This window comes from Desulfurispirillum alkaliphilum, assembly GCF_055378285.1.
In genome coordinates this window covers 1,598,414-1,622,082 of the sequence record NZ_AP042405.1, presented here as the reverse complement: position 1 = coordinate 1,622,082, position 23,669 = coordinate 1,598,414, and the positions used below count along the sequence as shown (strand labels likewise).

The 23,669-nt window shown below is 57.5% G+C and carries 20 protein-coding genes; 10 read left to right on the top strand and 10 right to left on the bottom strand.

The features are described from left to right. Positions 1 to 181: 181 nt before the first annotated feature. Entirely contained in the window at positions 182 to 637 is a 456-nt protein-coding gene (locus tag ACZ46I_RS07325; protein ID WP_464280384.1) for a rod-binding protein, read from the bottom strand. 59 nt (positions 638 to 696) lie between these two features. On the opposite strand from ACZ46I_RS07325, the gene ACZ46I_RS07320 reads away from it, so the two are divergent. Continuing rightward, on the top strand, positions 697 to 1,032 hold the full coding sequence (locus tag ACZ46I_RS07320) for a hypothetical protein (RefSeq protein WP_464280383.1): 336 nt from the start codon (positions 697 to 699) through the stop codon (positions 1,030 to 1,032). 140 nt (positions 1,033 to 1,172) lie between these two features. Here ACZ46I_RS07320 and ACZ46I_RS07315 read toward each other — a convergent pair whose 3' ends face one another. The 6 genes from ACZ46I_RS07315 to hisD all read right to left on the bottom strand — a co-directional run bounded on the left by ACZ46I_RS07315 (position 1,173) and on the right by hisD (position 9,664). Next, complete coding sequence (locus ACZ46I_RS07315) at positions 1,173 to 2,774, bottom strand: glycoside hydrolase family 57 protein (protein ID WP_013506576.1); 1,602 nt, start codon at positions 2,772 to 2,774, stop codon at positions 1,173 to 1,175. Next, positions 2,761 to 3,477: a DUF4912 domain-containing protein gene (locus ACZ46I_RS07310; RefSeq protein ID WP_464280382.1), complete on the bottom strand. Its 717-nt coding sequence runs from the start codon at positions 3,475 to 3,477 to the stop codon at positions 2,761 to 2,763. Before ACZ46I_RS07310 ends, ACZ46I_RS07315 begins: the two co-directional genes overlap by 14 nt. Before the next feature lie 62 nt (positions 3,478 to 3,539). Continuing rightward, positions 3,540 to 4,571 (bottom strand): galactose-1-phosphate uridylyltransferase, encoded by a 1,032-nt coding sequence (locus ACZ46I_RS07305; RefSeq protein ID WP_464280381.1) that lies wholly within the window; start codon positions 4,569 to 4,571, stop codon positions 3,540 to 3,542. Between the two features lie 4 nt (positions 4,572 to 4,575). Then, complete coding sequence (locus ACZ46I_RS07300) at positions 4,576 to 6,669, bottom strand: alpha-amylase/4-alpha-glucanotransferase domain-containing protein (RefSeq protein ID WP_464280380.1); 2,094 nt, start codon at positions 6,667 to 6,669, stop codon at positions 4,576 to 4,578. A gap of 67 nt (positions 6,670 to 6,736) precedes the next feature. After that, positions 6,737 to 8,362, bottom strand: a complete 1,626-nt coding sequence (locus tag ACZ46I_RS07295) for an NFACT family protein (RefSeq protein ID WP_464280379.1) — start codon at positions 8,360 to 8,362, stop codon at positions 6,737 to 6,739. A gap of 6 nt (positions 8,363 to 8,368) precedes the next feature. Continuing rightward, entirely contained in the window at positions 8,369 to 9,664 is a 1,296-nt protein-coding gene (gene hisD / locus ACZ46I_RS07290; RefSeq protein WP_198007085.1) for a histidinol dehydrogenase, read from the bottom strand. 105 nt (positions 9,665 to 9,769) lie between these two features. Here hisD and ACZ46I_RS07285 point away from each other — a divergent pair, with 105 nt between their 5' ends. Beyond that, entirely contained in the window at positions 9,770 to 10,396 is a 627-nt protein-coding gene (locus ACZ46I_RS07285) for a histidine phosphatase family protein (RefSeq protein ID WP_226507855.1), read from the top strand. A gap of 223 nt (positions 10,397 to 10,619) precedes the next feature. Here the strand turns inward: ACZ46I_RS07285 and ACZ46I_RS07280 are convergent, their stop codons facing one another. Next, positions 10,620 to 11,651, bottom strand: a complete 1,032-nt coding sequence (locus tag ACZ46I_RS07280) for a TRAP transporter substrate-binding protein (RefSeq protein ID WP_013506583.1) — start codon at positions 11,649 to 11,651, stop codon at positions 10,620 to 10,622. A gap of 240 nt (positions 11,652 to 11,891) precedes the next feature. Here ACZ46I_RS07280 and ACZ46I_RS07275 point away from each other — a divergent pair, with 240 nt between their 5' ends. The 3 genes from ACZ46I_RS07275 (at position 11,892) to ACZ46I_RS07265 (ending at position 14,741) form a co-directional block, all read left to right on the top strand. Further along, positions 11,892 to 13,115 carry a class I SAM-dependent methyltransferase gene (locus tag ACZ46I_RS07275; protein WP_464280378.1) on the top strand — a complete coding sequence of 408 codons (1,224 nt, stop codon included), beginning with the start codon at positions 11,892 to 11,894 and terminating at the stop codon, positions 13,113 to 13,115. A 152-nt stretch (positions 13,116 to 13,267) separates the two neighbouring features. Then, a complete protein-coding gene (locus ACZ46I_RS07270) occupies positions 13,268 to 13,639 on the top strand; it encodes a hypothetical protein (protein WP_464280377.1) in 372 nt (123 codons plus the stop codon). 139 nt (positions 13,640 to 13,778) lie between these two features. After that, positions 13,779 to 14,741 carry an SLAC1 anion channel family protein gene (locus ACZ46I_RS07265; RefSeq protein ID WP_464280376.1) on the top strand — a complete coding sequence of 321 codons (963 nt, stop codon included), beginning with the start codon at positions 13,779 to 13,781 and terminating at the stop codon, positions 14,739 to 14,741. Positions 14,742 to 15,465: 724 nt separating this feature from the next. Here the strand turns inward: ACZ46I_RS07265 and acuI are convergent. Together acuI and acuR are read right to left on the bottom strand one after the other, a co-directional pair. Next, positions 15,466 to 16,446 carry an acrylyl-CoA reductase (NADPH) gene (gene acuI / locus ACZ46I_RS07260; RefSeq protein ID WP_013506587.1) on the bottom strand — a complete coding sequence of 327 codons (981 nt, stop codon included), beginning with the start codon at positions 16,444 to 16,446 and terminating at the stop codon, positions 15,466 to 15,468. 182 nt (positions 16,447 to 16,628) lie between these two features. After that, entirely contained in the window at positions 16,629 to 17,273 is a 645-nt protein-coding gene (gene acuR / locus ACZ46I_RS07255) for an acrylate utilization transcriptional regulator AcuR (RefSeq protein ID WP_464280375.1), read from the bottom strand. 158 nt (positions 17,274 to 17,431) lie between these two features. Here acuR and hoxE point away from each other — a divergent pair, with 158 nt between their 5' ends. The 5 genes from hoxE (at position 17,432) to ACZ46I_RS07230 (ending at position 23,391) form a co-directional block, all read left to right on the top strand. Beyond that, the gene (hoxE, locus tag ACZ46I_RS07250; protein WP_464280374.1) at positions 17,432 to 17,953 is read left to right on the top strand and encodes a bidirectional hydrogenase complex protein HoxE; all 522 of its coding nucleotides are present in this window, start codon (positions 17,432 to 17,434) and stop codon (positions 17,951 to 17,953) included. Beyond that, positions 17,950 to 19,668: a NuoF family protein gene (locus tag ACZ46I_RS07245; protein WP_464280373.1), complete on the top strand. Its 1,719-nt coding sequence runs from the start codon at positions 17,950 to 17,952 to the stop codon at positions 19,666 to 19,668. Before hoxE ends, ACZ46I_RS07245 begins: the two co-directional genes overlap by 4 nt. Beyond that, positions 19,668 to 20,375 (top strand): bidirectional hydrogenase complex protein HoxU, encoded by a 708-nt coding sequence (gene hoxU, locus ACZ46I_RS07240; protein ID WP_464280372.1) that lies wholly within the window; start codon positions 19,668 to 19,670, stop codon positions 20,373 to 20,375. The genes ACZ46I_RS07245 and hoxU overlap by 1 nt, the downstream gene beginning before the upstream one ends. A 368-nt stretch (positions 20,376 to 20,743) precedes the next feature. Continuing rightward, positions 20,744 to 21,286, top strand: a complete 543-nt coding sequence (locus ACZ46I_RS07235) for an NADH-quinone oxidoreductase subunit B family protein (RefSeq protein ID WP_464280371.1) — start codon at positions 20,744 to 20,746, stop codon at positions 21,284 to 21,286. Positions 21,287 to 22,176: 890 nt separating this feature from the next. Further along, positions 22,177 to 23,391, top strand: coding sequence for an ISL3 family transposase (locus ACZ46I_RS07230; RefSeq protein WP_464280370.1), 1,215 nt, complete (start codon positions 22,177 to 22,179; stop codon positions 23,389 to 23,391). Positions 23,392 to 23,669 lie beyond the last annotated feature (278 nt).

Here is a 23,669-nt window from a genome sequence, read left to right as displayed (position 1 = left end):
TTCCTGCCTGTCTCTCTTATCGGAAGCCAGATAAAAAACTTTACCTGTTTTTTCAAAAAAATTCACTTCCGGAAAATCCGACAAACACAACACATCAAAAGCCAGCGGAATTCTTTTCCGGCTGACACACACAAATTGTTTTCAATGACCTGCCACCCAGGCACGGGGTTCAGGGAAAACCTCAACGAGCGAGGTAGAAGTCCTCCAGCATCTTCTGGTTCACCTTCAGGGGCTGGGACGCCCCAAAGCGCTCAGGCGCGCCGGAGAAGCCAAAACTCAGCCGCGAGTCAAACTGACTCACATCCCCCAGGGAAGGTGCGTGTTTCAGGGGTTCACCCGTCAGCTGCTCGTACATCATTCCCGCAAGCCCCATTCCCCCAGTAGTGCTGGTACTGGCTGTCTTGGAGAATTCGGTGTCCAGAAACGAGGTGAAGATCTCCTCAGCGTTGGACTTTTCAATCAGTCCACCATCTGCTATGGTCTTCCTCATCGTCGTGAACATGATGTTCACAAGCAGTGACTCAAAATGCTGGGCAGATCGCAGGATCTGTCCCCGCTCCTCGTCGGTCAGGTTCTCGTTTTTCTTGCTGTGGTGCGGCGAGACCACGGACATATCATTGACAGTAGCCGGTATCATGGTATCAACTCCTCCGGTTGTCAGAACATGCCCCTCACAGGTGCAAAACAGAGGCCAACATGAACAGGCAGCAGGTAATCCAGGACACCCTTAAAGCCATTGGTCAGAAAAACAAAGAGTTACAAAAAAAACGGGGCACCTATATCCGGGAAAAGTACCGCCATGTCCCCCTGCTGCTGAAACTGCTCTCCGATAAAAAGAGCCTTGAGCGCCCGGAACTGGCTGAGCTGGCCAAACACCGCTATATCATCATATCCCACGGCCAGATCATCCCCAGCATGAAAGGCTACCGCCATCTCTACGCCTACCTGATGTACCTTGAGTCCACAGGCGCCTCTTCCGGCAGTGACTACGGTCGCCTCATCTCAAGCCTCTTCGGCGCGGAACCAGGTTGAATCACCCTGCTTTCCGGAGCCCACCAGCAGAAATATTTTCAATCCATGGAAAGGTTTTCTGAGTCGCCCATAAGAAGAATGAAAAAACCCGCCCCCGGATGAGATACCGAAGGCGGGTTACAGGGTGGTCTGATCTCCACTCAGGGACAATACAGGCGAAAATCCATATCCTGGCTGAAAATCGAATTCTTATACTCCAGCTCTTCCAGGGCATCCATTTCCACCTGCCCGCCCTCAAGCATGTCCGCCAGACGGCGAAAATTTTCAATGTGCTCTACGGTACGCTTGGAAGCGTACTCGGCAGCGGTGCGGGTCGTCATCAGGAAAGCCCAGTCGCTGGCCTCTGCCAGCACCAGTTCACGGGCCATCTGATTGAGCAGACGGACCTGTGTCTGGTCAGAACTGTACTGGTACTTGTTGGCCAGTTCACTCAGGCGAATGCTGATATCATGCAGATACTTGTAAATCCAGTCGTTACTGTTATTGAGCCAGACTTCATTATAGCCCTTGTCGCCCCAAGTGGAGGCCGCCGGCTGCACCACCTGATGCTCAGGATACCTGTCCAGATAACCTGACAGGGTAATCGGCGCGATGGCATCCTGGTCGTAGTGGGCTTTTTTCAGCAGGTAGTAGATAAAATCAATACCCTCGTACCACCAGTGACCGAAAAGCTCGGCGTCATAGGGACAGACCACCAGAGGTTCCTTGCGCAGCACATCGTGCAGGTAGTTCACCTGAGCCCCGCGATTGAAAAGGAAGTTGCCGGCGTGCTCAGCCACCGCCTCCATGGCTTCAACGCGCACATAGGGTTCTTTGTGGTCGCCTTCACCAGTGATGCGATAGTACTTGAGCCCAACGAATATGCGCTGTCCGTCAGGGTTGATGTAAGGCTTGATATACTCGTAGGGCAGATCCCAGCCCACATCCCGGTAAAACTCGCGATAGCGGAAATCGCCGGGATATCCTTCCTTGCTGGACCACACCTGGCGGCTGGACTCCTGATCCCGTCCAAAGGCCGCAACGCCATTGGGCGTATACACGGGCGCGTAGTTTCCGTAAATACTGCGGGGCCGCGAAAACAGCACGCCATGGGTATCCATGAGAAAGTACTCGAGACCGTGCTCCTTCAGAACCTCTTCCAGGCCTTCGTAGTAGGCGCACTCCGGCAGCCAGATTCCCCTGGGGTGAACGCCGAAAATACGCTTGTGGGACTTGACCCCAAGGGCAATCTGAGCCTGAACGCTGCGCGGTGTCATGCGCAGATTCGGCAGAAAACCGTGGGTCGCCGCACAGGTTATGATCTCAATGGCACCCGTAGCCTGAAAGTGGCGGTAGCCATTGAGAATATTGCCCGCCAGATCGTGACGGTAGTAGTCGAGAATCGACTGAAAACGCTCACGGTAGAAGCGGACAACGTCCGACATTGCCGGGTCGTTAACCGTACGCAGACGCTCTTTTTCCAGCAGCTCGAGCATCAGCAGCATATGTTTTTCATAGCGACTGTTCAACAGCGGATCTTCCAGCATATTGGCAAGGGGTGGTGTCACTGAAAGGGTTATGGCCGTATGCACCCCATCGCGTTCCAGCCTGGCAAGGGCCATCAGCAGGGGAATATAGGTTTCCGTCATGGCCTCATAGAGCCAGTTCTCTTCAAGAAACCGCTCATGTTCGGGATGTTTCACAAAGGGCAGATGGGAGTGCAGCACCAGTCCAAGGTAGCCACGGTGGTTATTGGTTGCCATGTTCGCTCCCGTCGTCTTCAGCCCGTGAACTGAAGTTCATTGATGAGCCGGGAAAGCGCCGGTGGATAGCAATGGAGCTGTCATGGTAAAAGCCAAGTTCTGCGCCAACACCCACAGAGGCGCCATCACTGTCAACAACTTGTCGCGATCCGGTCTTACGGTTATAGAAGACCACCTGCTCCGCGTCATCGGAAAAGCCAACCGCCGGCATCTTGATGATATTGGAACGCACGAGCTCAAGAAAATCGCCATTGGTGAACGTGACACCCACCACCGCGTAAAACTCACGTTCCGGCGCATTGAGGTTCAGATACCAGCGCCCGACGCGCTCCACCTCGCCAATCTGCACGTGCTCCTGCCGGGTATGGTTGTCCATGATTTTCAGGGTGAAACTGTAGGAGTCGCCATCGGGTAGAATATCCCGAGTCATTTCCCAGTAGACATAGGCCCACAGTGGGTCACGATAGAGTAGACAGGCACGGTTACGGCCAATCTCCATGGGGAGATATATATTGTTGTATTCCACCCGCAGGTGGCTGTCATCAGAGCGGTGAAGAAAAAACGATGAAACGCCAACTTCCAGGGAAAGCCGATAAATGGCCTCGGCCAGCTCGCGGTTTGACATACGTGAACGTCCCGCGATGCTCAATCCCCTGGCTATCCTGATCAGATCCTCCCGCGGCAACTCCAGCAATTTATCCACATCACCCTCCTCAGCTCTCGAGGTAAACCCGGTACAACAATCCGTGAAACAGAACCAACAGTTTATCCAATGCCATTGTCATCGATCTGGTCATCAAAACCCTGGGCAGGGCGGCTCCCAGCCACCTTGACCACCTCCTCAGGAGTAACCGGATTCATATAGATTCCCGTCCCCTCCTGCAGCGCCGTCGCCGCAAACACCCGGGGCAGAATTTCCATGTGCCAGTGAAACCGGCTCCCCTCAGCAGGGACCGGACGATTGAACAGTATCATATGAAATGGCGGCTCAGCCAGTACTCTCTGCAACTTTTGCATAAGATCAGCTATGATGCGGCTGAACAGCACCTGCTCCTCAGGACTCATGGACTCGAAAAAACCCTGATGCCGGCGGGGGTAGACATGCATTTCGAAGGGATGGCGCGAAGCATAGGGAGCCATGGCCACAAAGGACTCATTTTCCGCAAGGATGCGTTTGCGCGCCGAGGTTTCGTGGTGCACGATATCGCACGCCAGGCATCGCCCCTTGTGCTCCTGATGGCGGTGAAAGGCCCGCAGCTTCTGCTGCACCTCCGGCGGCACCAGTGGCAGCGCCAGAATCTGGCTGTGGGGATGGGAGAGGGCGGCACCCGCCTGAACACCGAAATTGCGAAAAAAACTGACATACTGAAAGCGGCTGTCCTGGCGCAGATCCGTCAGACGGCGCGCTGTCATGGTAAAAATGTCGCACCACTGCGCCTGGGTAAAGGCAAAGGGCGTGAGCCCGTGTTCTGGACTTTCGATGATGACCTCATGGGCACCGGCACCACCATTGATATCATAGATACCGTCGGGGAAAGCCTCTTCGCCACCTTCAACGGAAAAAAACGGCAGGCGATTGGGAATCACCCGCAGCTTCCAGTCTTTTTTCTCCCCGAACTGATCAATGGAAAACTGGCAGTAGCGCTCATTTCCAGGACAAAAAGGGCAGGCCACGCTCTGCTCCCCGTCATCCGCACTGCCGTTACCAGGCCCTGAAAGCAGCGGCAGCCGGGCAAGACCAGGCTCGTAGACTACCGCAAAGCGTCCCATGGGATCCTGTCTGAGCTTGGTCGTCATCGCTTCACCCTCCGAAGCTGAGCAGAAAGCTCATTTTCTGGCGCTCTCCGGCGCGCAGTGTCAGGAGACGGCACCATAAGAAGGAGGTGCCCTGGTAGGTGGCATCGTACCCGGCTTCCGACTGTGACACCGTCATCACCGGAAAGCCCAACAGACGCTGGGCCGTGCAGGCATGCACCCTCAGGGGAGTGTGAAACAGCCCGTCCTCCAGGCAGAAATCCCGCACATCATCAAAGGTAAAAGTATGGTCTTTCGGGAATTTATTTCCATGAATTTCTATATGGCTTTGCTCAACACCCGAAGGAATATGGAAGTTCAACTCACAGCCGTAGAAAGTCTCAATATCACGATCCGATTCCACACACACATCCACCTGAACGCTCTGGCTGAGAAACTGGTAGCGCTTTTCAACAGTGATGCCCGCCAGTTTTTCCGCCCAGCGATAGAGGCCTCCAGAGCGCCGCAGCAGCACGTCACCACTATTCTGGTGAATTACGGCAAAAGGCTGATTGGCAAAGTCCCCCTGCTCCTTCAGATCAGCTGCCACAAAGGATTCATCCGTGGGCAGTTCCGCCATGAAGTGGTCCACAAAGGAGTACTTCTGATGCCAGTCATAGTGCAGCGGCGGCAGCTCCATCTGCTCGTCGGCAACCAGGTCATGGATGGAGGCGATACCATCGGCATCTTCCACCGTCTCCGGCACCTCACCGGCTGCCGGCTTGCCCAGCTTGTCGTGGTAGGCCTCATGGCGGCGGGTCAGGGTGTTGAGCACGTTCACCAGTGAACGCATGCAGCTCAGTTCGTAAAGCTGAGCGCCTTCGCGGCTGGAAAGAGACGCGAAGTATGCCTGGGTGCGTGCCAGCACCTCCGGGTAGCCATCACAGTTGAAGTCGCCCACGAAGACACCGGATCGCCCCGCCAGGCGCTCGCAGCGATTAAGCGCCTCATAGGCGTTGAATCGCAGGTTGGGCAGGTAGAGACCGCCAAAGACCCCATGCCACATGACATCGTTGCACTGCCCCTGATAGAGCGCTTCGCGGGCCTCCAGCCCCAGGGGCAGGGATGCCAGACGCAGCATTTTCTTGTGAATATTATTGGACTCGGGATACTTCACCAGGAAGTTCTTCCAGATACTCCCCTTGACGAAGGCCGTAGCCGTGGCCTCGTCCTCTTTTTTCACCCTGTGGTAAAACTCATCAAAGCGACTCGCCAGGCGTGAGGGCAATGTCCAGGCTCCCATCTCGTAATAGGAACACACTGGCAGATAGGCGATACCCCGTGGACGCTGATCAGACACATAGTCGGCAAAGCTTTCCACTCGCACGCGCGGATGGTCAAGAACGGTCTCGATGAACTCCTCCAGCCAGCGCCGCTCGCCGAAAACCCACTCATTGGTCTGGGGCCAGACACCAAACTTCTCGCCATCATCAAAGAAGGTCAGGGCCGATGAACCGTCCTCACGGGCGTGCTCCAGCAAGTGATCTATGGTCTGTCCGGGATTCTTGAAGGGAATGGTGTAGCGCAGTTTTTCACTGATGGGGAAAAGCTTGAGGCAGCGCCCCCCTTCCTCCGTCACATAGTGACCGTCCAGGGCACCCGGTTCAAAACCGGCGCTGATAAAATGATAGTCATCGACAATGGCATACTCCACACCAGCCTGCACCACTGCTGGCACAATGGAACTATCCCAGATACGCTCCGTCAGCCACAGGCCCTTGGGCGTCTGGCCGAAATTGCTCTGGATATAGCTGCTGAGCATCTCTATCTGACCCACCTGATCCTTGTGGGGAATGGAGGCGAGAATCGGCTCAAAAAAGCCCCCGGTGAATATCTCCACCTGCCCACGGGATGCCATCTCACCGATCAGGTCAAAGACCGCAGGTCGATTGGTCTGAATCCACTGCAGCAGCCAGCCGCTGTAGTGCAGGGCAAAGCGGAAATCGGGATAGCGCAGGCAGGTCTGCAGGAAAGGTTCATAGCTTTTGGTACAGGCATCTTCGAGAACCCAGGAAAAATTCTGGTAGGGCTGGTGGCAGTGAATGCCCATCAGGAGGCGTACGGGGGGAGCAGAAGAAAGGTGCGAAGCTGTTTGTTCCATATAACGCCCTTCAGGTTGATGTGTTTCAATTGTATCGTGTTTTACCAGAATGATCACCAATCGACAATCAGCTCACCGTTTCGCTGGATGATTCCAGAAACCCGCGGGCCGCGTCCATCTGTTCCCGCCCCACCAGCAGTGTCTTGAAGTGGGTATAGTACACCGTTCCCGGCGGTGTGCCCGCTGGTTTGCGCACGTGTTTGCGCTGGGTGTAATCGACGGAAACCTTATCCTCAGAACTGTTTCGACAGAAAAAGGCCGCCAGCGCCGCTGCCATGGCCATACTCTCCTCGTCGGGAGCAGGGCGGTTGTGACACGCCAGCACCACATGGGCACCGGGAATATCCTTGGCATGAAACCACCAGTCGTCGGGACGGGCACCAAAGGTCACCTTTTCGTTGGCCGCGCTGGAAAGCCCTACATATAACAGGTATCCACGAAAATCCAGTTTTTTTACCCGTTCACGTTCACGACTGACGGAACGCTTCCCCGGACGCTCGGTGACTCCCCGGCGGGGAAACAGCTCCCGCTCCTTGTGCAGCACTTCTTCCAGGCTCTGAAGATAGGATGCATAGTAACGCTCCTGCTCCAGATAGGTGACACTGTTTTTACATTTCTCCAACTGACGCTGCAGATGGGGCAGCGAAAGGTGATATTTGCGGATACGCCGGAAGAGCTTTTCCATATAGACGCGGGGCAGGATATCGCGGGGCAGCTCCAGCTCGACATCGGTATTGTGCGCGTAGTCATGGCAGCGTACCCGGCCACCACCCCGCAGGCGGTGCAGGTTATCCTTAATCAGCTGCGCCTCCCGCTGCAGCGCGCCAGTGTCACCATGCTGCTCCAGTTGACGCCGCAACAGCTCCATCTTCGCCTGCTGGGCCACTATGGCATCTTCCATGCGCCGCACAAGCCGGCGACGGCGGCGCTCCAGGGCACTTTCCTCGCGTTCCACCGCACTGCCAAGCACCATGGCGCTGACACTGTCAAAGGTCTCCACCGTCCGGGCGTGGGGCAGGGAAACCACACTGGCCCAGAGCTTCCCACCCGTATCCACCCGCGCAAAATCGAACTGCCGGCGCTCCAGGGCATCGCGGTAAGCGGGAAAATCTTCGGGATAGCGGCAGAAGTAATCGATCAGCCAGGGGGGGAAACACAGCTCACGCCTGGCCACGGCGCCATCGCGGAAGTCCTCCGGCGAATCCGGAAAACGGCGCCCCTGGGAAGGGGGAAACTGATAGGGCTGCCCCGTCAGCAGTGGCCGTGCGGTGGAGACATCCCAGTTCTCCTTGAGGGCTGCCAGTACCAGCTTGTCCTCATCCAGCAGAATCACATTGGAATGGCGACCCATGATTTCCACCACCAGGTGGAACTTGCGTTTGATCTGACCCTGCACCGAACCAAAGCTCAGGCGAAGAATCCGCTCATGCTCCCGCACACTGCAACGCAGCAGGTAGGTACCCTTCAGGTGTGTCTCAAGGGCACGGGCAAAGGGGTACTCACGGGAAGTCCGGGGGGAGTGGGGAACCAGAACCATAAAGTTGGGATGGGAGTGGGCGCTGATCTGCACATCCACGTCATCAAGGCGCAGGAAGAGCTGGTGCCAGTCCACCATAATGATATCGCGCACCCGTGTGCGGCCAGCCCTGGCAGCAATATCCTCCGCCAGGGCCACCAAAGAGGGATAGTCCATGTCCCCCTACTTTCTCACCCGGTAACTGACGCTGCGACCATGGGCATCCAGCCCTTCCATGGCGGTGAGAATTTCCACATCGCGGGCCACCTCTTCCAGGCCCATGGGCGTGTAGTACACCAGCGAGGATTTCTTGACAAAGTCATCCACATTGAGGGGGCTGAAAAAGCGCGCTGTTCCGCCAGTGGGCAGAACATGGTTGGGGCCGGCGATATAGTCACCCACCGCTTCGCTGGTGTGGTATCCCATGAAGATGGCGCCCGCATGCTTGATAGCGTGCAGCAGCCAGAAAGGATCGGCTACCGAGAGCTCCAGGTGCTCAGGCGCAATCTGATTACTGACCCGGGCAGCCTCCAGCAGATCGGGAACCACAATGATGGCGCCATAGCTCTCCAGGCTCTTGCGGGCAATATCACGACGCGGCAGAATGGCCAGCTCGTCCTCCAGGGCCTTGGCCGTTTTCTGGGCCAGCTCTTCGCAGTCGGTAATCAATACCGCCGAGGCCAGCTCATCGTGCTCCGCCTGGGAGAGCATATCAATGGCGATATGACGGGGATCCGCTCCCCTGTCGGCAATAATCAGTATTTCACTGGGCCCGGCAATCATATCAATATCCACGCGGCCAAAGACCATGCGTTTGGCCGTAGCCACATAGATATTGCCAGGGCCGACAATCTTGTCCACCGGAGCAATGGTCTGGGTACCATAGGCCAGGGCCCCCACCGCCTGGGCTCCGCCCACCCGGTAGATCTCCGACACCCCCGCGATATGGGCTGCCACCATCACCGCCGGATTCACATACCCATCGGGCGTTGGCACCACCATGACAATCCGCTCAACCCCGGCAACCTGAGCCGGAATGGCGTTCATCAGCACACTGCTGGGATAGGCGGCCTTGCCACCGGGAACATAGATCCCCACGGAGTCCAGCGGACGGTAACGCTGGCCCAGGATATTACCATTCACTGGATCCTGCTCCATCCAGCTGTTACGCTTCTGCCGCTCGTGGAAGGAGCGGATATTAGCTGCCGCCCTTTCCAGGGCCTGGTACTGCCGGGTGGAGATTTCGGAGCGGCAGGCCTCGATGGTGCCGCCGTTGAGGGCAAGGCCCGTGGCATTCAGATCCAGATTGTCAAAACGGCTGGTATACCGTATAAGGGCTTCGTCGCCATGTTGCTGAACATCTTCGAGTATAGTGCGAACCACCTCTTCCACAGCCTGGTCCTGCGACTGGCCCCGGGAGAGAATGTGAGATATCTTTGCATCAAACTGAGCATCGTTGCGTGAGAGTATGGAAAGCACTGACAACCCCCTGTCCTGAAATGCGCCAACAGTAAACCGAAACAGACCTTCTGTCCACGGGAAACCGTTGACCATTGTGAAAATATACCACAAACAGGAAATGATATGCCAACGGCTGCCCCCCTCAAGACCTACTATCTGGCCCGCCATGGGCAAGTGGAAGAAGCCTTCCACGGAATCTTTTACGGCTGGCTCGACCCCGGACTCTCAGACCTCGGACACCAGCAGGCCGGCAGGCTGGCCCACCACCTGAACACCCTGGAGCTCGCCTTTGACGCCTGCTACAGCTCCGATCTGCAGCGCTGCCACCACTCCCTGCAGACCATGGCCCTGCACGGCGCTCGCCTTCCCGATCCCCTGGTATTGCCGGGACTGCGCGAAAAGAACATGGGCAAAGCCGAAGGACTGCCATTCCATCAGGTGCTGCAGCAGTACCCGCACCTGCACCCCAAGGGACGCAACTGGCTGGAGGTGGAAGAGGGCGAAAGCCTGGCCCAGTTCACCGGACGGGTGCAGACCGCCTGGGAAGAAGTGCGCCGCAGCGCCCCGGCCGGCAACTCCTTGATCATGTGCCACGGAGGAGTGATCCGCGTCGTCGTGGCGCACCTGCTGCACTGCCCTCTGCGCGCCCTCTCCCATATGCGGGTGGACCACTGCTCCCTGACCATCATCGAGGAGTACGAGGACAGCCTGGCCCTGCGCAGCCTCAACCGACAAATCCACCTCTCATAGCCTGCTGAAATACATAAAACAAGCAGGCAGTTGAAAAATACTCAGGTGCAAGGCGCTCGCGGAGCGAGTTATGAAGCATACTCCCCGTACATTGCAATGACGAGTGACTACGAAAACACCGCAGATGAGGTTTTTCAGCAGCCTGCAAAAAAAGAATCCCCCGGCGACAATCGTCGGGGGATTCCTTCTGTATTCTCTTCACGGGAACATGTCGCGCCTTTGGCTACTTGTCCTTCAGGTACTCCCGCACCTGCTGAACGTACTCGCTGCCAATGCGGGGCTCCCACTGCTCATACACCGGCTTGGCCATACGCTCCAGGGTTTGCAGATCCTCCTCACCCAAGCGCACAAAGGTGACTCCGTTTGCCTTGGCTGCCGCGATCTGGTCTTCCTGCTGCTGACGACCCTTCTGGCGGGCAATGGCGCTTTCCTCGGCCACCACTTCCAGGAATATCTCACGGATATCCTCAGGCAGACGGTCCAGCCAGCGCTTGTTAGTCAGGTGCACATAGAGGCCCTGGGCGTAATCCACATGGGTGTAGTGCTTGGCGATATCAAACTTGCGCGAAATATTCAGCGTGGTGGGGGTGTGATCCAGCCCGTCAATAACGCCGGTCTGCAGGGCCTGGGGGACATCGGGCCAGGGCATGACGGTGAAGCGCAGGTTCCAGGCGCGGTAGATATCGATATTCACTGGAGCCTCGGCAATGCGGAAGTTTACCCGCCGCGCCTCTTCCAGCGTATTCACCGGCGTGCGGGACGCCCAGCCGTAGGTGCCGTAGGTGGTCACGTCGATAGCCAGCACCCCCTGCTGCAGAGGCGCTTCCTGAAAGGTACTGAACAGTTCCTCATTTTCCCGGAAGGCCTCCAGGCGGTCAAAGCTGTTGATGACGAAAGGCAGATTCACCAGGCCCAGACGGTCATTCAGGTTCGCCGCCGCCACCGATGAACAGAGCATACCGTGCACCGCACCCATGCGCAGTTTACTCAGCACATCGCGCTCGCCACCCAGTTGGGCCAGGGGGCGGAAATCCACATAAAGCTGACCATTGGTGCGCTCCCACACCCGGTCGCGAATGCGATAGCCCACCGCTACGCCTTCAATTGCAGGGTGGGAAACATTGGAGAGAATATAGGTGTATTTGGCGCCACTGGGGTCGAATTTAGGTTGCCAGGAAGCCGTCGGATCTTCGGAACCAATGGCCAGGAAGGGAAAAAACAACAGAGCAAACAGAATCAAAAGTATTTTGCGCATGGGCGAGGCCTCCTCCAGAGTGAACTATCCATGAATCATACCATGAAAATCGCGTTTTGCATGCACAAGTTCACCACCAGTCGAGAAAAAATGGAACAGCGTTTGACGGATAATGACCGGGGGCTTCCATTGAAAAAGGCCATTTTTCTGTGGTAATCTCGTACTGCCGACACCGAAATCTGAATGGTCCTATCTTCACTCTGCACAACCGTCCAAAGCACCGCACGGAGGGTTCTTCAGATGCTCAAAACCTTCGAGGACGTCGTCCTGGCACTGGCCCACTGCTATCCGGAAGTCAACGGCGCCTTCCGACTGTGGAACGGCAGAACCGTCACCATCGGCAACCATCCACCCTGCTTTACCCTGCACCTCCACTCCGAACAGGCGGCACGCCGCCTGCTGCGCGAAGGCTCACTGGGCTTCGGCGAAGAGTACATGGCTGGCACCATCGACATAGAGGGCGACATCCAGCAGCTGTTGCGCCTGGGGATGGACAGGCGCTTCCGGGACACCTGCATCCCCGTCAGCACCAAAGCCCGCATCTTCCTTGAACACCTGCGTTCCCTTAACACCATTCACCAGTCACGGACCAACATTTCCTCTCACTACGATCACGGCAATGACTTCTACCAGCTGTGGCTTGATACAAGCCTGGCTTACTCCTGTGCTTATTTCCGGACACCTCAGGACAGCCTGGAGGCGGCCCAGCAGCAGAAGTACGAGCTGATCTGCCGCAAGCTTCGCCTGCAGCCGGGAGAGACCCTGCTGGATATCGGCTGCGGTTGGGGTGGCATGATGGTATATGCCGCCCGCCACTACCAGGCGCACGTTCGGGGAATAACCCTTTCAGAGCAACAGTACGAGTACACCCGCGAACGTATCCAGCGCGAAGGACTGGGAAATCAACTTGAAGTGCGCCTGCAGGATTACCGCGATACTGAGGGCCAATTTGACAAATTTGTCTCCATCGGGATGTTCGAACACGTGGGGAAGAAATTCATACCAACCTACATGCAAAAGGTGCATGCGCTCCTGAAACCCGGAGGCCTGGGCCTGCTCCACACCATCGGCAAGGACAATGGTATCGGCAAAAACGACAGAGGCGACCCCTGGATATCCCGCTATATCTTTCCCGGCGGTTACATTCCCCTGCTGGACGAGATACTCAGAGCCATGGGCAACCGTGACCTGGTGGCCCTGGACATGGAAAACCTGCGCCTGCACTATGCCCTGACCCTGGGCCACTGGATTCACCGCTTTGAGCAACAGGTGGACAGAATCCAGGCCATGACCGATGAAAGCTTCGTGCGCATGTGGCGCATCTACTTCCACTACTGCCAGGCCACCTTCCAGTGGGGCCAGACCCGCCTCTACCAGATTCTCTTCAGTAAGGGCCTGCAGAATGACTATCCCCTGACCCGCAACCACATGCAGGTTGCGGGGAATATCACCGAAAACCCTTGAGAGAATATCCCAGAAGCCTATGCTTTTTTTGGAGAAAGACGAAAACTGAACGCATCAACGCCCCCACAACTCCGCAACCGCGACCCGGGTTTACAGGAGCAAAGAAACAGCACAAACAACCAGAACGCAAACCCTTTCCATGGAGGTCTGTTATGGTTTTCCCTCAGCGTATATTGTGGATTCTCTGCCTTTTGATGACACTGGCAACCGCCGCAAACGTTGCCTATGGGAACTACTGGAGCGGAGGTGTAGGGGAAGAGGAACGACTGAATGTCCCCGATGGCAACACCCTGATCATCTTTTCCCAGCGCAGCGGCCCCTACCTGGCGAACATGGCGTTTACTATCAGACGATCCGATGGTGATGTGCAGCTTCAGGGAAAAGCTGACGGACCCTGGGTCATTACAGATCTGCCAAGCGGTGACTATTACGTGACAGCGACCCGCGCCAACGGTGATCGCCAGGGACTGGCTTTTAGCGTACGTGAGGGCAAACAGGCCCGGGTAATCCTGAGCTTCCCGTAGTTTTCGACTTTACCCGCCACGCCCCTGCTGTCACGAAGAGCAGGGGCCATGTTTTCCCCTTGCATTGACATGGCTATTTCGCCATATTTACACGCAGATTTCAATTTCACTGCCCCATTCTGCATTGCCGGAGGAATCCATGTCCGCTCAGGAAAACAATCTCTGCCTGGAAAATCTACCCATACCCCTCTACGGCTCCGTCATGGGCCTGACCGGCCTGGCCATGGCGCTGGCCCACTTCGAGCATCGCCATGGTGATCCCTTCTGGTCCCAGATACTCCTGTACGCCGTCAGCGCCTGGTTTGTGGTGCTCAGCATCGCCTACCTGGCCAAATGGGCCAGGTACCCCGCCGAAGTCAACAAGGAGTACCAGCACCCCGTGCGCATGAACTTCTTCCCCGCCATATCCATATCCCTGCTGCTGCTGTCCATCGGCTACCTGGAGAGCCACCACGGACTTTCAGCAATCCTGTGGTACACCGGAACCCTGCTGCACCTGTTTTTCCTGCTGCGCACCCTGCGGGTCTGGTTCTTCCGTGGCCTGCAGATGCAGACCTTCAACCCCGCCTGGTTTATCCCGGTGGTGGGCACCATCCTGGTGCCCGTGGCCGGTGTCAGCCACGCCCCCGTGGAAATCTCCTGGTTCTTCTTCAGCGTCGGCATCATCTTCTGGCTCGCCCTGCTGGGCATCACCCTCAACCGGGTGATCTTCCACAACGGCCTGCCGCCGAAGCTTCTGCCCACCCTCTTTATCCTGATCGCCCCACCCGCCGTGGGCTTTATCGCCTACATCAAGCTGACCGGCAGCCTGGACGCCTTCGCCCAGGTGCTCTACTTCCACGGCCTGTTCATGACCCTGCTGGTGCTCACCTTCACCGACCGCTTTGTGCGGCTGCCCTTCTTCCTCTCCTGGTGGGCCTACACCTTCCCCCTGGCCGCCGCGTCCCTCTCCAGCTTCCTCTACGCCAGCCTCACCAGCAGCGCCTTTTTCGCAACACTGGCAAGCACCCTGCTGATACTGCTGGCGCTGGTCATCGTCATCGTTGGCACCAGGACCATCAAGGCCGCTGCCCGCAAGGAATTGTGTGTGCCGGAGGAGTAACGTTTCTCCGGCCTCCCCGCGTGCCGCCCCTTTTCAAACGCAAAAGCCCAGCTCCTCTTTCCAATAAGAAGCTGGCCTCTTTTTGTAACTCAAGTTACGCACTCTAAAACAGTAAAATTTCGATGTAACCCTGATGGAATACAGGGTAGCTTGTTCTACTGCTCAAGGGGTTTCCTGCCACTTTTGACTCGCCAAAAGTGGCACAAAAGCGACCCCCAATGCTGTCCTTTTCAGCCGTCCGCTTGCCTGGAACTGGGGACCGCAAACAACCGCCATCCCTGGCTTGTGTTTGCGGTTGCCGCCCTCGTGGCGGCAACCCCTTGGGTCTACCGCGTTCCAGTCTGCGCATCCTGGCTGGGACAGCACACGGGGGAGAGGCAGAAGGAGCAAATCCCCCCTGAGCCCGTCCGGTGAGTGCGAAGCCTGGCTGGCAAGACCCGCACGGGACACCTGCAGGAGGCAGGTGGTCCGGCAGAGCTGCAGGGATGCAGCGTCTGCCGGATCTCCAGAACAGGCGAGCAAACGAGCCGGAAAAACGGGCGTTCGGGGGGCGCGTTTTTGTGTCCTTTTTGCGCGGTCAAAAAGGACAATACACAACTAAAGCGATTACACGCGATGTTAAGGGTGCGAAGCTTAGCTTATAATCCGCAAAAAACAAGCTCAGGAAAACATCCGTTTACAGAAAATTATCCAGATGCCAGACGCTCACCGAGCGAGCAGAATGTCAGCGGGTTACGTCCACAACAATTCGTCCACGCACTTTCCCCTGCAGCAGCTCCCCACTGACGGCCACGGCCTCTTCCAGGCTGATTTCCCGCGCTACCAGTTCCAGCAGTTTGGGGTCCAGTTCACGGGCCAGCAGATCCCACGCCTGCAGGCGTTTTTCACGGGGGCAGTAGACGCTGTCGATGCCTGCCAGGGTCACGCCGCGCAGGATAAACGGTGCCACGGTGGCGGAAAAATCCATGCCCTGGGCCAGGCCACAGGCGGTGACCACGCCGCCGTAACGGGTACTGGCGCAGGCATTGGCCAGGGTATGGCTGCCCACCGCGTCCACCACGCCCGCCCAGCGCTCCTTCTGCAAAGGCTTGCCGGGCTCCGACAGTATGGAGCGGTCGAGAACTTCCGCCGCCCCCAGGGTGCGCAGGTACTCCGCTTCTTCCGAACGCCCGCTGGAGGCCACTACCGTGAAGCCGCGCTTTGCCAGCAGGGCGATGGCCACACTGCCCACGCCACCGGCAGCCCCTGTCACCAGCACTTCGCCACGCTCAGGGGTCACTCCATGCTGCTCCAGCGCCATCACACACAGCATGGCCGTATAACCCGCCGTGCCAATCACCATGGCCTGACGGGCGCTGAAGGCCTTGGGCAGCGGAATCAGCCACTCGCTCTTCACGCGCGCCTTGCCCGCCAGGCCGCCCCAGTGCAGCTCCCCCACGCCAAAGCCGTTGAGAATCACCTCATCGCCAGGCTTGAAATCGGGGCTGTCGCTCTGGGTCACCCTTCCCGCCAGGTCTATCCCCGGCACCATGGGAAACTGGCGCACCACCGGCCCCTTGCCCGTAATCGCCAGGGCGTCCTTGTAGTTCAGGGTCGAGTACGCCACCTCCACCGTCACATCACCCGCTGGCAGGTTAGCCTCATCCACATTCTGCACCGCAGCGCGATATCCCTGGTCGTCCTTTTCGATAAGTAGTGCTCGCATGATTTCCTCCTTACACGATCACCTGATATGAAACATATGGGCCACCATACACAGCGGCCCCGATCGATATTTCCGGCATGAGCGCCAATGCTCCGAGAGCGAGCCTGGACGGCGAGCGGCAGACCGTCTCGCCATGGATGAAAGCGAGTTGGTCTGGGAGGAGCACTGGCGCTCATGCAACGTTACACATTCCTGCCACCTGCCACCATCCGCAAAAACATCCCGCTGAACTGCTCCATGGGCTGCACGCTGCGCACCAGCCGGGCGCGCAGCACCGCGCCCTCCCAGCCGATCCAGAAAAACTCCGCCCACTGCTCACAGTCGGCATCGGCTCCAATGGCTCCCTGCTGCTGCGCTTCCTCCAGGCAGCGGGCGACCCGCTGCTGCCACTGGGTGAAGACTTCCTCCAGGCGCGCCCGGTACGGCTCGGGCAGGGAACCCACCTCCTGGCCCAGGTTGCCGATGAGGCAGCCCCGGCGAAAGTCGTACTGCTCCATCCCGGCCATGGCATCGGCGGCGAAGTCCGCCATGCGCTGCAGGGGCGAGCGCTTTTCATTGCCCAGCCAGCGCTCCAGCTTGTGCAGGAAGAAGGCGGCATAGGCGTCAATCACCGCCAGGCCAAACTCCTCTTTGCTGGCGAAGTAGTAGTAAAATGACCCCTTGGGCACACCCACCCGCTTCAGGATTTCGTCCAGCCCGGCGGTGGCAAATCCCTTCTCGGTGAATATCTCCATGCCCGAGCGGATCAGAGCCTGGCGGACATCCCCACGGCTGGTGTCATCTTTGCGGGGGCGGCCCCGGCGTTTTGGTTCGTGTATAGTTTCCATGCAGGAAAAATAGACCAGTCGTCTATAAAAGTCAAACGCCGATCTGCGTTGACCCTTTCCACCGCCCATGGTAATTGTGTTACACATGAATTTCTTTTGGCGACCCGATTACAAAATGGTCAACGTCACGCGTCCTGCTTTCTGCAGAAGGAGAGCTCATGCCAGACACCGCCCCCTCCCCCGGTTCAGCCACCACCGATGATCCCCGTATACGCCTGGTGGAGCGCACCCTCAAGCGCTATGCCCGCCAGCCCGACGCCCTGATTGAAGTCCTCCATACCGCCCAGGAGGCCTACGGCTACCTGCCCGAGGAGATCCTCACCCACGTGGCCCGCGAGCTGGACCTGCCCGAAAGCCAGGTCATGGGCGTGGCCACCTTCTACCACTTCTTCTCCCTGCGCCCCCGTGGCGAACACAGCTGCATCGTCTGCACCGGCACCGCCTGCTACGTCAAAGGCGCGGGGGAGATCGTCAGCGCCGTGGAAAAGGAGTACGGCATCAATGCCGGACAAACCACCCCCGACGGCAAGCTGAGCCTGGGCGCGGCCCGCTGCCTGGGCAACTGCAGCCTGGCCCCCATGCTGACCCTGGATGACGAAGTGCTGGGCCGCGAAACCCCTGAAGGAACGCTGGAAAAGCTCCGCCAGCACATAGCCGCAGGCAGGGGAGAACCAACATGAACCGCCTGGAACTGCAGGAACGAGCCGAAGAGCTGGCCCAGAAACGCCAGCAGTGCCAGCTGCGCATCCTCGTCTGCTGCAGCACCCCCTGCCTCTCCTCGGGGGCAGCCGCCATCAAGAGCGCCCTGGAAAGTGCCGTGGCCGAACACCAGGCCGACATGGCCATTGAAGCCGTTGCCACTGGCTGCATGGGCCCCTGCAGTCGCGGACCCGTGCTCACCGTGCAACAGCCTGGCGCTGCTGACACCGTGTACGAGCACGTTACCGGCGAATTTGCCGTGGAGCTGGTGCAGCACTACGCCCGCACCGGCACCCTTCCCACCCAGCAGCAGGTCTCCACCGACCTGCCCTTTTTCCAGCGGCAGCACAAGCTGGTACTGGAGAACAGCGGCCTCATCGACCCCGAAAACATTGACGACTATATCGCCGCCGGAGGCTACAGCGCCCTGGCCCTCGCCCTCACCGAAATGACCCCCGAAGAAGTGTGCGACGCCATCACCAAAAGCGGCCTGCGGGGCCGGGGTGGCGGCGGCTATCCCACCGGCGTCAAGTGGCAGCTGGTGCGCAAGGCCCCCGGCGAACGCAAATTCGTCGTCGCCAACGGCGACGAAGGCGACCCCGGTGCCTACATGGATCGCACCCTCATGGAATCGGACCCCCACCGCCTGCTGGAAGGCATGGCCATCGCCGGTTACGCCAGCGGCGCCCAGCACGGCTACCTGTACGTGCGCGGCGAATACCCCGTTGCCGCCGAGCGCCTGCGCAAAGCCATCAAGGACGCCCAGAAAGCGGGAATCCTCGGCAATCAGGTGCTGGGCAGCCGCTTCTCCTTCACCCTGGAAGTGCGCATCGGAGCCGGAGCCTTCGTGTGCGGCGAAGAGACCGCCCTCATGGCCTCCATCACCGGCAAACGCGGCCAGCCCGTCCCCAGGCCGCCCTACCCCGCCCAGCGGGGCCTGTGGGGCTGCCCCACCCTCATCAACAACGTGGAAACCTTCGGTAGCGTCGCCAATATCGTCCGCGACGGCTGGGAAGCCTTCGCCGCCATCGGCACCCCCAAGAGCCGTGGCACCAAAATCTTCGCCCTGTGCGGCGAAGTGGAAAACACCGGCCTCATCGAAGTGCCCATGGGCATCTCCCTGCGCGAAGTGGTCTTTGACATCGGCGGCGGCCTGGGTGAAGGCAAAACCTTCAAAGCTGCCCAGACCGGCGGCCCCAGCGGCGGCTGCATCCCCATCCAGCACCTGGACACCCCCATGGACTACGAAAGCCTGCAGGAACTGGGCTCCATCATGGGCTCCGGCGGCCTGATCGTCATGGGCCAGAACACCTGCATGGTAGACGTCGCCAAATTCTTCATGGAATTCAGCCTCGACGAAAGCTGCGGCAAGTGCACCCCCTGCCGCGCCGGAACCGCCCAGCTCTACCGGCTGCTCACCAACATCGGCAACGGCAGCGCCACCATCGAGGACATGGACCACCTGGAAAACCTGTGCGCCATGGTGCGCGACACCTCCCTGTGCGGCCTGGGCATCACCGCCCCCAACCCCGTGCTGGGAACCCTGCAGTACTTCCGCGACGAATACCTGGCCCACATTGAAAAACGCCACTGCCCCGCCGGAATCTGCTCCATGAGCGAAGTCCCCCACCTGCACATGGCCGACGAACTCCTGCGGCGTATTGCCGCCGGACGACTGAACGGGGAGGCCCTCTGATGTCCGTTATCACCCTCACCATCAATAACGAACTCCTCAGCGCCCGCAGCGGCCAGAGCCTGCTGGAAGTCATCCGTGAACACAACATCGATCTGCCCACCCTCTGCCACGCCGAAGGACTGGAAGAGTGGGGCGGCTGCCGCCTGTGCGTCGTGGACATCCAGGGCTGGGGACGCCCCCAACCCGCCTGCACCACCGAAGCCCAGGAAGGCATGGTCATCACCACCCATAACGACCGCCTCAACGAATACCGCCGCATGATCATCGAACTGCTGCTGGCCGAACGCAACCACGCCTGCGCCGTCTGCGTCCTCAGCGGACACTGCGAACTGCAAAGCAACGCCGCCAGACTCGGCGTCGACCACGTGCGCTTCGACTACCTCTTCCCCCAACTCACCATGGACACCAGCCACAGCCGATTCGGCCTCGACCACAACCGCTGCATCCTCTGCACCCGCTGCGTGCGCGTCTGCCGCGACGTGGAAGGCGCCTGCACCTGGGAAATCGCCGGACGAGGCTTCACCAGCCGCGTCGTCGCCGACCTGGACCGCCCCTGGGGCAAAAGCACCACCTGCACCGACTGCGGCAAATGCGTCCAGCTCTGCCCCACCGGAGCCCTCTTCCGCAAAGGCGCCACCGTCAGTGAAATGCAGAAGGAAAAGTCGTTCCTGGAAAGGATTATGGGGAACAGGCAAAAAAAGAAATAACTGGACAACTCGCAACAACGCAAAGCCATGGAAGAGAAGAAATTCTCCGCAGATTTTCGCAGAAAGCGGAAAATCCGTTTTCACACAAAGCCCTCAAAGACACCAAGAAAGGCAGTCAAGCGAAAACCATATCTCTCGCCCGTTCGCTGCGCTCACTCAAGGCGCAGAGGGCGCGGAGGGAAGAAGGAAGAGATTTTTCGCTGCTTTACTCTGCGTTCTCTGCGGCTTTGCGAGAGAAAATTATCTTTTGCGTATTCGGAAATCCTGAATGATCACACGTTTTCGAGCATTCCGCAGGAGCCATACTTTCTGCCGATAACATGATTTGCTGAAATACTTCACACCAAGCAGGCAAAGGGGGAAGAGAAATGAACAAAAAACTGCGCCTCGCCACCGTCTGGTTCGGTGGCTGCTCCGGCTGCCACATGAGCTTTCTGGACCTCCACGAAAAACTGCTGGACCTCGCCCAGCACGTGGAAGTCGTCTACAGCCCCCTCGCCGACACCAAGGAATTCCCCAAGGCCGTGGACATCACCATCGCCGAAGGTGCCATCACCAACGTGGAAAACCTGGAACTGCTGGAACAAGTGCGCCAGCACACCACCACCCTCGTCAGCCTCGGCGACTGCGCCATCACCGGCAACGTCACCAGCCTGCGCAACTTCTTCCCCGTCAGCGACCTCCTCAACGCCGTCTACCACGCCGGACCCGGCACCGCCCCCCATGGCAGCGAAGCCGTAAAGGAACTCCCCGCCCTGCTGCCCAAAGTACTGCCCATCCATCAGGTGGTGAAAGTGGATGGATTTATCCCCGGCTGCCCACCAGAACCCCAGGCCATCTGGCAAGCTGTCGAAGCGTTGCTGGCTGGAAAGCCAGTGGAACTTGAGGTGGAGCAGAGGGTGTTTGGGTGAAAGGCAGGGGAAGATTTCTACCGCGAATGAACTCGAATGGACGCGAATAGCAGAGGAGCCCAATACTCTTTGATCCAGCAAGCATGGTTTTTCAACGGCCTGCAAGAGAGTTGACCACGGATGGGCACGGATAGGCACGGAAAGAGGAAAGGCGTTTCATCCGCAGATGAACGCAGATAGCGGCAAATACAGAAAGTCAGTTCCTCACGCCAAGGCGCAAAGACGCCAGGGGAAATCTGGGCAGCCGTTTGTAACCACGGATGGACTCGGATGAAGACGGATGCGGAAAAACGGAACAACCGATCACAACCGCGAATGGACGCGAATATACGCGAATGGGGATATGTCACACATCTGTCAATTCTGTCGTTGTTAACCGTTTCACTGTAACATTTATTCTGGTAATATACGGACTGAATCGACTGGCTGGGAAATCCAGCGCTTCAGCAATACGGTTTTTCTTGTTGTGGATTTGACCGAGAAACCTGCCTGGATGCAAGATTGACAGGAAAATCGAAGATTATAAAAGAGTTACAAGGCGCACAACCTGGCGGGAATTTTTATCCGTCACTTTGTACGGTTTTTGAGAAAGTGCATAGCGTCACTTTTGACGCCTAATTGTAGTTATGCCTACAAGGAGTACCAATGCAGCTAAGTTCAGATTTTTTTGGTGACTGGTTAAATATCCTTAAAGACATTCTTCAGAATCACTGGGGGTATGATATTTCTGGCGTCACGGAAGAGGAGTTGCCTTATGTGTACTTTAACGCTGAAAAACGTAGGCCCGATCAAAGAAAAAGAGGCTCTTCCGTATTGAGGATACATTGACAAAAAAGTGAGCATGGTGCCACTTATCGGGATTACAACCAAATAATTCCGGGAGAAGCACCATGCTCACCAGTGTTCTTTACCATGCATACGGCCTTGCTGGCTACGATTACATCCGCACAGAGTATTGCGGCAATACCATCAATTTCCATGTCCGGCCCCGTAAAAAGCTGATTCGCTGCCCTGCGTGCCTTGGCCGTTCTGTCATATTACGCGGCAGTAGCATTCGTCGGTTACGAGGTTTGCCTTTGGGGATCAAGTCCACTTGGTTGCACGTCCACGTTCCACGCATCCAGTGCCTTCAGTGCGGTAGCGTCAGGCGGGTGAGTCTGAAAATAGCCTCTCCACGGTGTTCCTACACCCATGCATTTGCTCGGTATGTGGTCTCCCTTGCCCAAGCTATGACCCTCATTGATGTAGCACGGCTTCTTGGTATAGGCTGGGACCTGGTCAAGTCCATTTTCAAGCAGTATCTGCATCATCACTACAGTAGCCCTTCACTTGCTGGGCTTGAGTATATCGCCATTGATGAGAAATACACCGGACGCAAACATGGCTTCATTACTCTCGTCATTGACCTTGGTTCAGCCAGGGTCGTATACGTTGGAGCAGGCAAACAGGCAGAAGCGCTTGATGGTTTCTGGAAACGCCTTGGTCGTCGCAAGTCATCTATCAAAGCCGTTGCTGCTGACATGAGTCCGGCTTACCGGTCGGCAGTGCTCGAACACCTTCCATCTGCTGCGTTGGTGTTTGATCGTTTCCATGTCGTCAAGCTTATGAATGAACGCCTTACCGATATTCGCCGCGAGCTGTACCATGAGCTCACAAGTCAGCATGACAGGAGCATTCTCAAAGGCACTCGCTGGATGCTTCTCAAAAATCCGCAGAGCATTGGCGAGCAAACCAGTGATCATGAACGCCTTGAACTTGCCCTGCAGGCCAATCGACCATTGGCGGTTGCCTATTACATGAAAGAAGATCTCCGCCAGATATGGCAACAAACTGACAAGGTAACTGCCACGGTATTCCTCGATGACTGGATCAACAGGGCTCAAGCATCAGCTATCAAAGGATTGAAGAAAATGGCCAAAACGCTGGAGAAGCACCGAGAGGGAATCCTGAACTGGTATGATCACCCCATATCAACAGGACCACTTGAGGGGATCAACAACAAAATTGATACCCTCAAAAGGCAAGCCTATGGATACAGAGATATGGAATTCTTCGAGCTCAGAATAAAGGCCCTCCACCACTCAAAGTACGCTTTAACCGGATGAACCGAAAAAGAAGCGTTGAAGTTTCTGATGCTTTTACGTGCCCGGTAGACCTTCAGGCTGGTTGGGAACGCTTGAGAGCCGTAGTTGAATCTGGTGGAGATGTCACTCCAAATTTGAGCAAGTTAGTCGGCAGGCTAAATAATAAAGATTCGTTCTGAAGTTTCGCATCCTTTGATTCTAGCGCAAGGTCTTTAAAAGCTAGCATTTAACTAGCGATGACCCCCGCAATTTGGTATACTTGAGTTAACACAAAACGAGTATCCAAGCCACAGGAGGTC

Coding starts and splice junctions, on each gene's coding strand:
- ACZ46I_RS07325 (WP_464280384.1), bottom strand. CDS start 637: ATGATACCGGCTACTGTCAATGATATGTCCGTGGTCTCGCCGCACCAC.
- ACZ46I_RS07320 (WP_464280383.1), top strand. CDS start 697: ATGAACAGGCAGCAGGTAATCCAGGACACCCTTAAAGCCATTGGTCAG.
- ACZ46I_RS07315 (WP_013506576.1), bottom strand. CDS start 2,774: ATGGCAACCAATAACCACCGTGGCTACCTTGGACTGGTGCTGCACTCC.
- ACZ46I_RS07305 (WP_464280381.1), bottom strand. CDS start 4,571: ATGACGACCAAGCTCAGACAGGATCCCATGGGACGCTTTGCGGTAGTC.
- ACZ46I_RS07300 (WP_464280380.1), bottom strand. CDS start 6,669: ATGGAACAAACAGCTTCGCACCTTTCTTCTGCTCCCCCCGTACGCCTC.
- ACZ46I_RS07295 (WP_464280379.1), bottom strand. CDS start 8,362: ATGGACTATCCCTCTTTGGTGGCCCTGGCGGAGGATATTGCTGCCAGG.
- ACZ46I_RS07285 (WP_226507855.1), top strand. CDS start 9,770: ATGCCAACGGCTGCCCCCCTCAAGACCTACTATCTGGCCCGCCATGGG.
- ACZ46I_RS07280 (WP_013506583.1), bottom strand. CDS start 11,651: ATGCGCAAAATACTTTTGATTCTGTTTGCTCTGTTGTTTTTTCCCTTC.
- ACZ46I_RS07275 (WP_464280378.1), top strand. CDS start 11,892: ATGCTCAAAACCTTCGAGGACGTCGTCCTGGCACTGGCCCACTGCTAT.
- ACZ46I_RS07270 (WP_464280377.1), top strand. CDS start 13,268: ATGGTTTTCCCTCAGCGTATATTGTGGATTCTCTGCCTTTTGATGACA.
- ACZ46I_RS07265 (WP_464280376.1), top strand. CDS start 13,779: ATGTCCGCTCAGGAAAACAATCTCTGCCTGGAAAATCTACCCATACCC.
- acuI (WP_013506587.1), bottom strand. CDS start 16,446: ATGCGAGCACTACTTATCGAAAAGGACGACCAGGGATATCGCGCTGCG.
- acuR (WP_464280375.1), bottom strand. CDS start 17,273: ATGGAAACTATACACGAACCAAAACGCCGGGGCCGCCCCCGCAAAGAT.
- hoxE (WP_464280374.1), top strand. CDS start 17,432: ATGCCAGACACCGCCCCCTCCCCCGGTTCAGCCACCACCGATGATCCC.
- ACZ46I_RS07245 (WP_464280373.1), top strand. CDS start 17,950: ATGAACCGCCTGGAACTGCAGGAACGAGCCGAAGAGCTGGCCCAGAAA.
- hoxU (WP_464280372.1), top strand. CDS start 19,668: ATGTCCGTTATCACCCTCACCATCAATAACGAACTCCTCAGCGCCCGC.
- ACZ46I_RS07235 (WP_464280371.1), top strand. CDS start 20,744: ATGAACAAAAAACTGCGCCTCGCCACCGTCTGGTTCGGTGGCTGCTCC.
- ACZ46I_RS07230 (WP_464280370.1), top strand. CDS start 22,177: ATGCTCACCAGTGTTCTTTACCATGCATACGGCCTTGCTGGCTACGAT.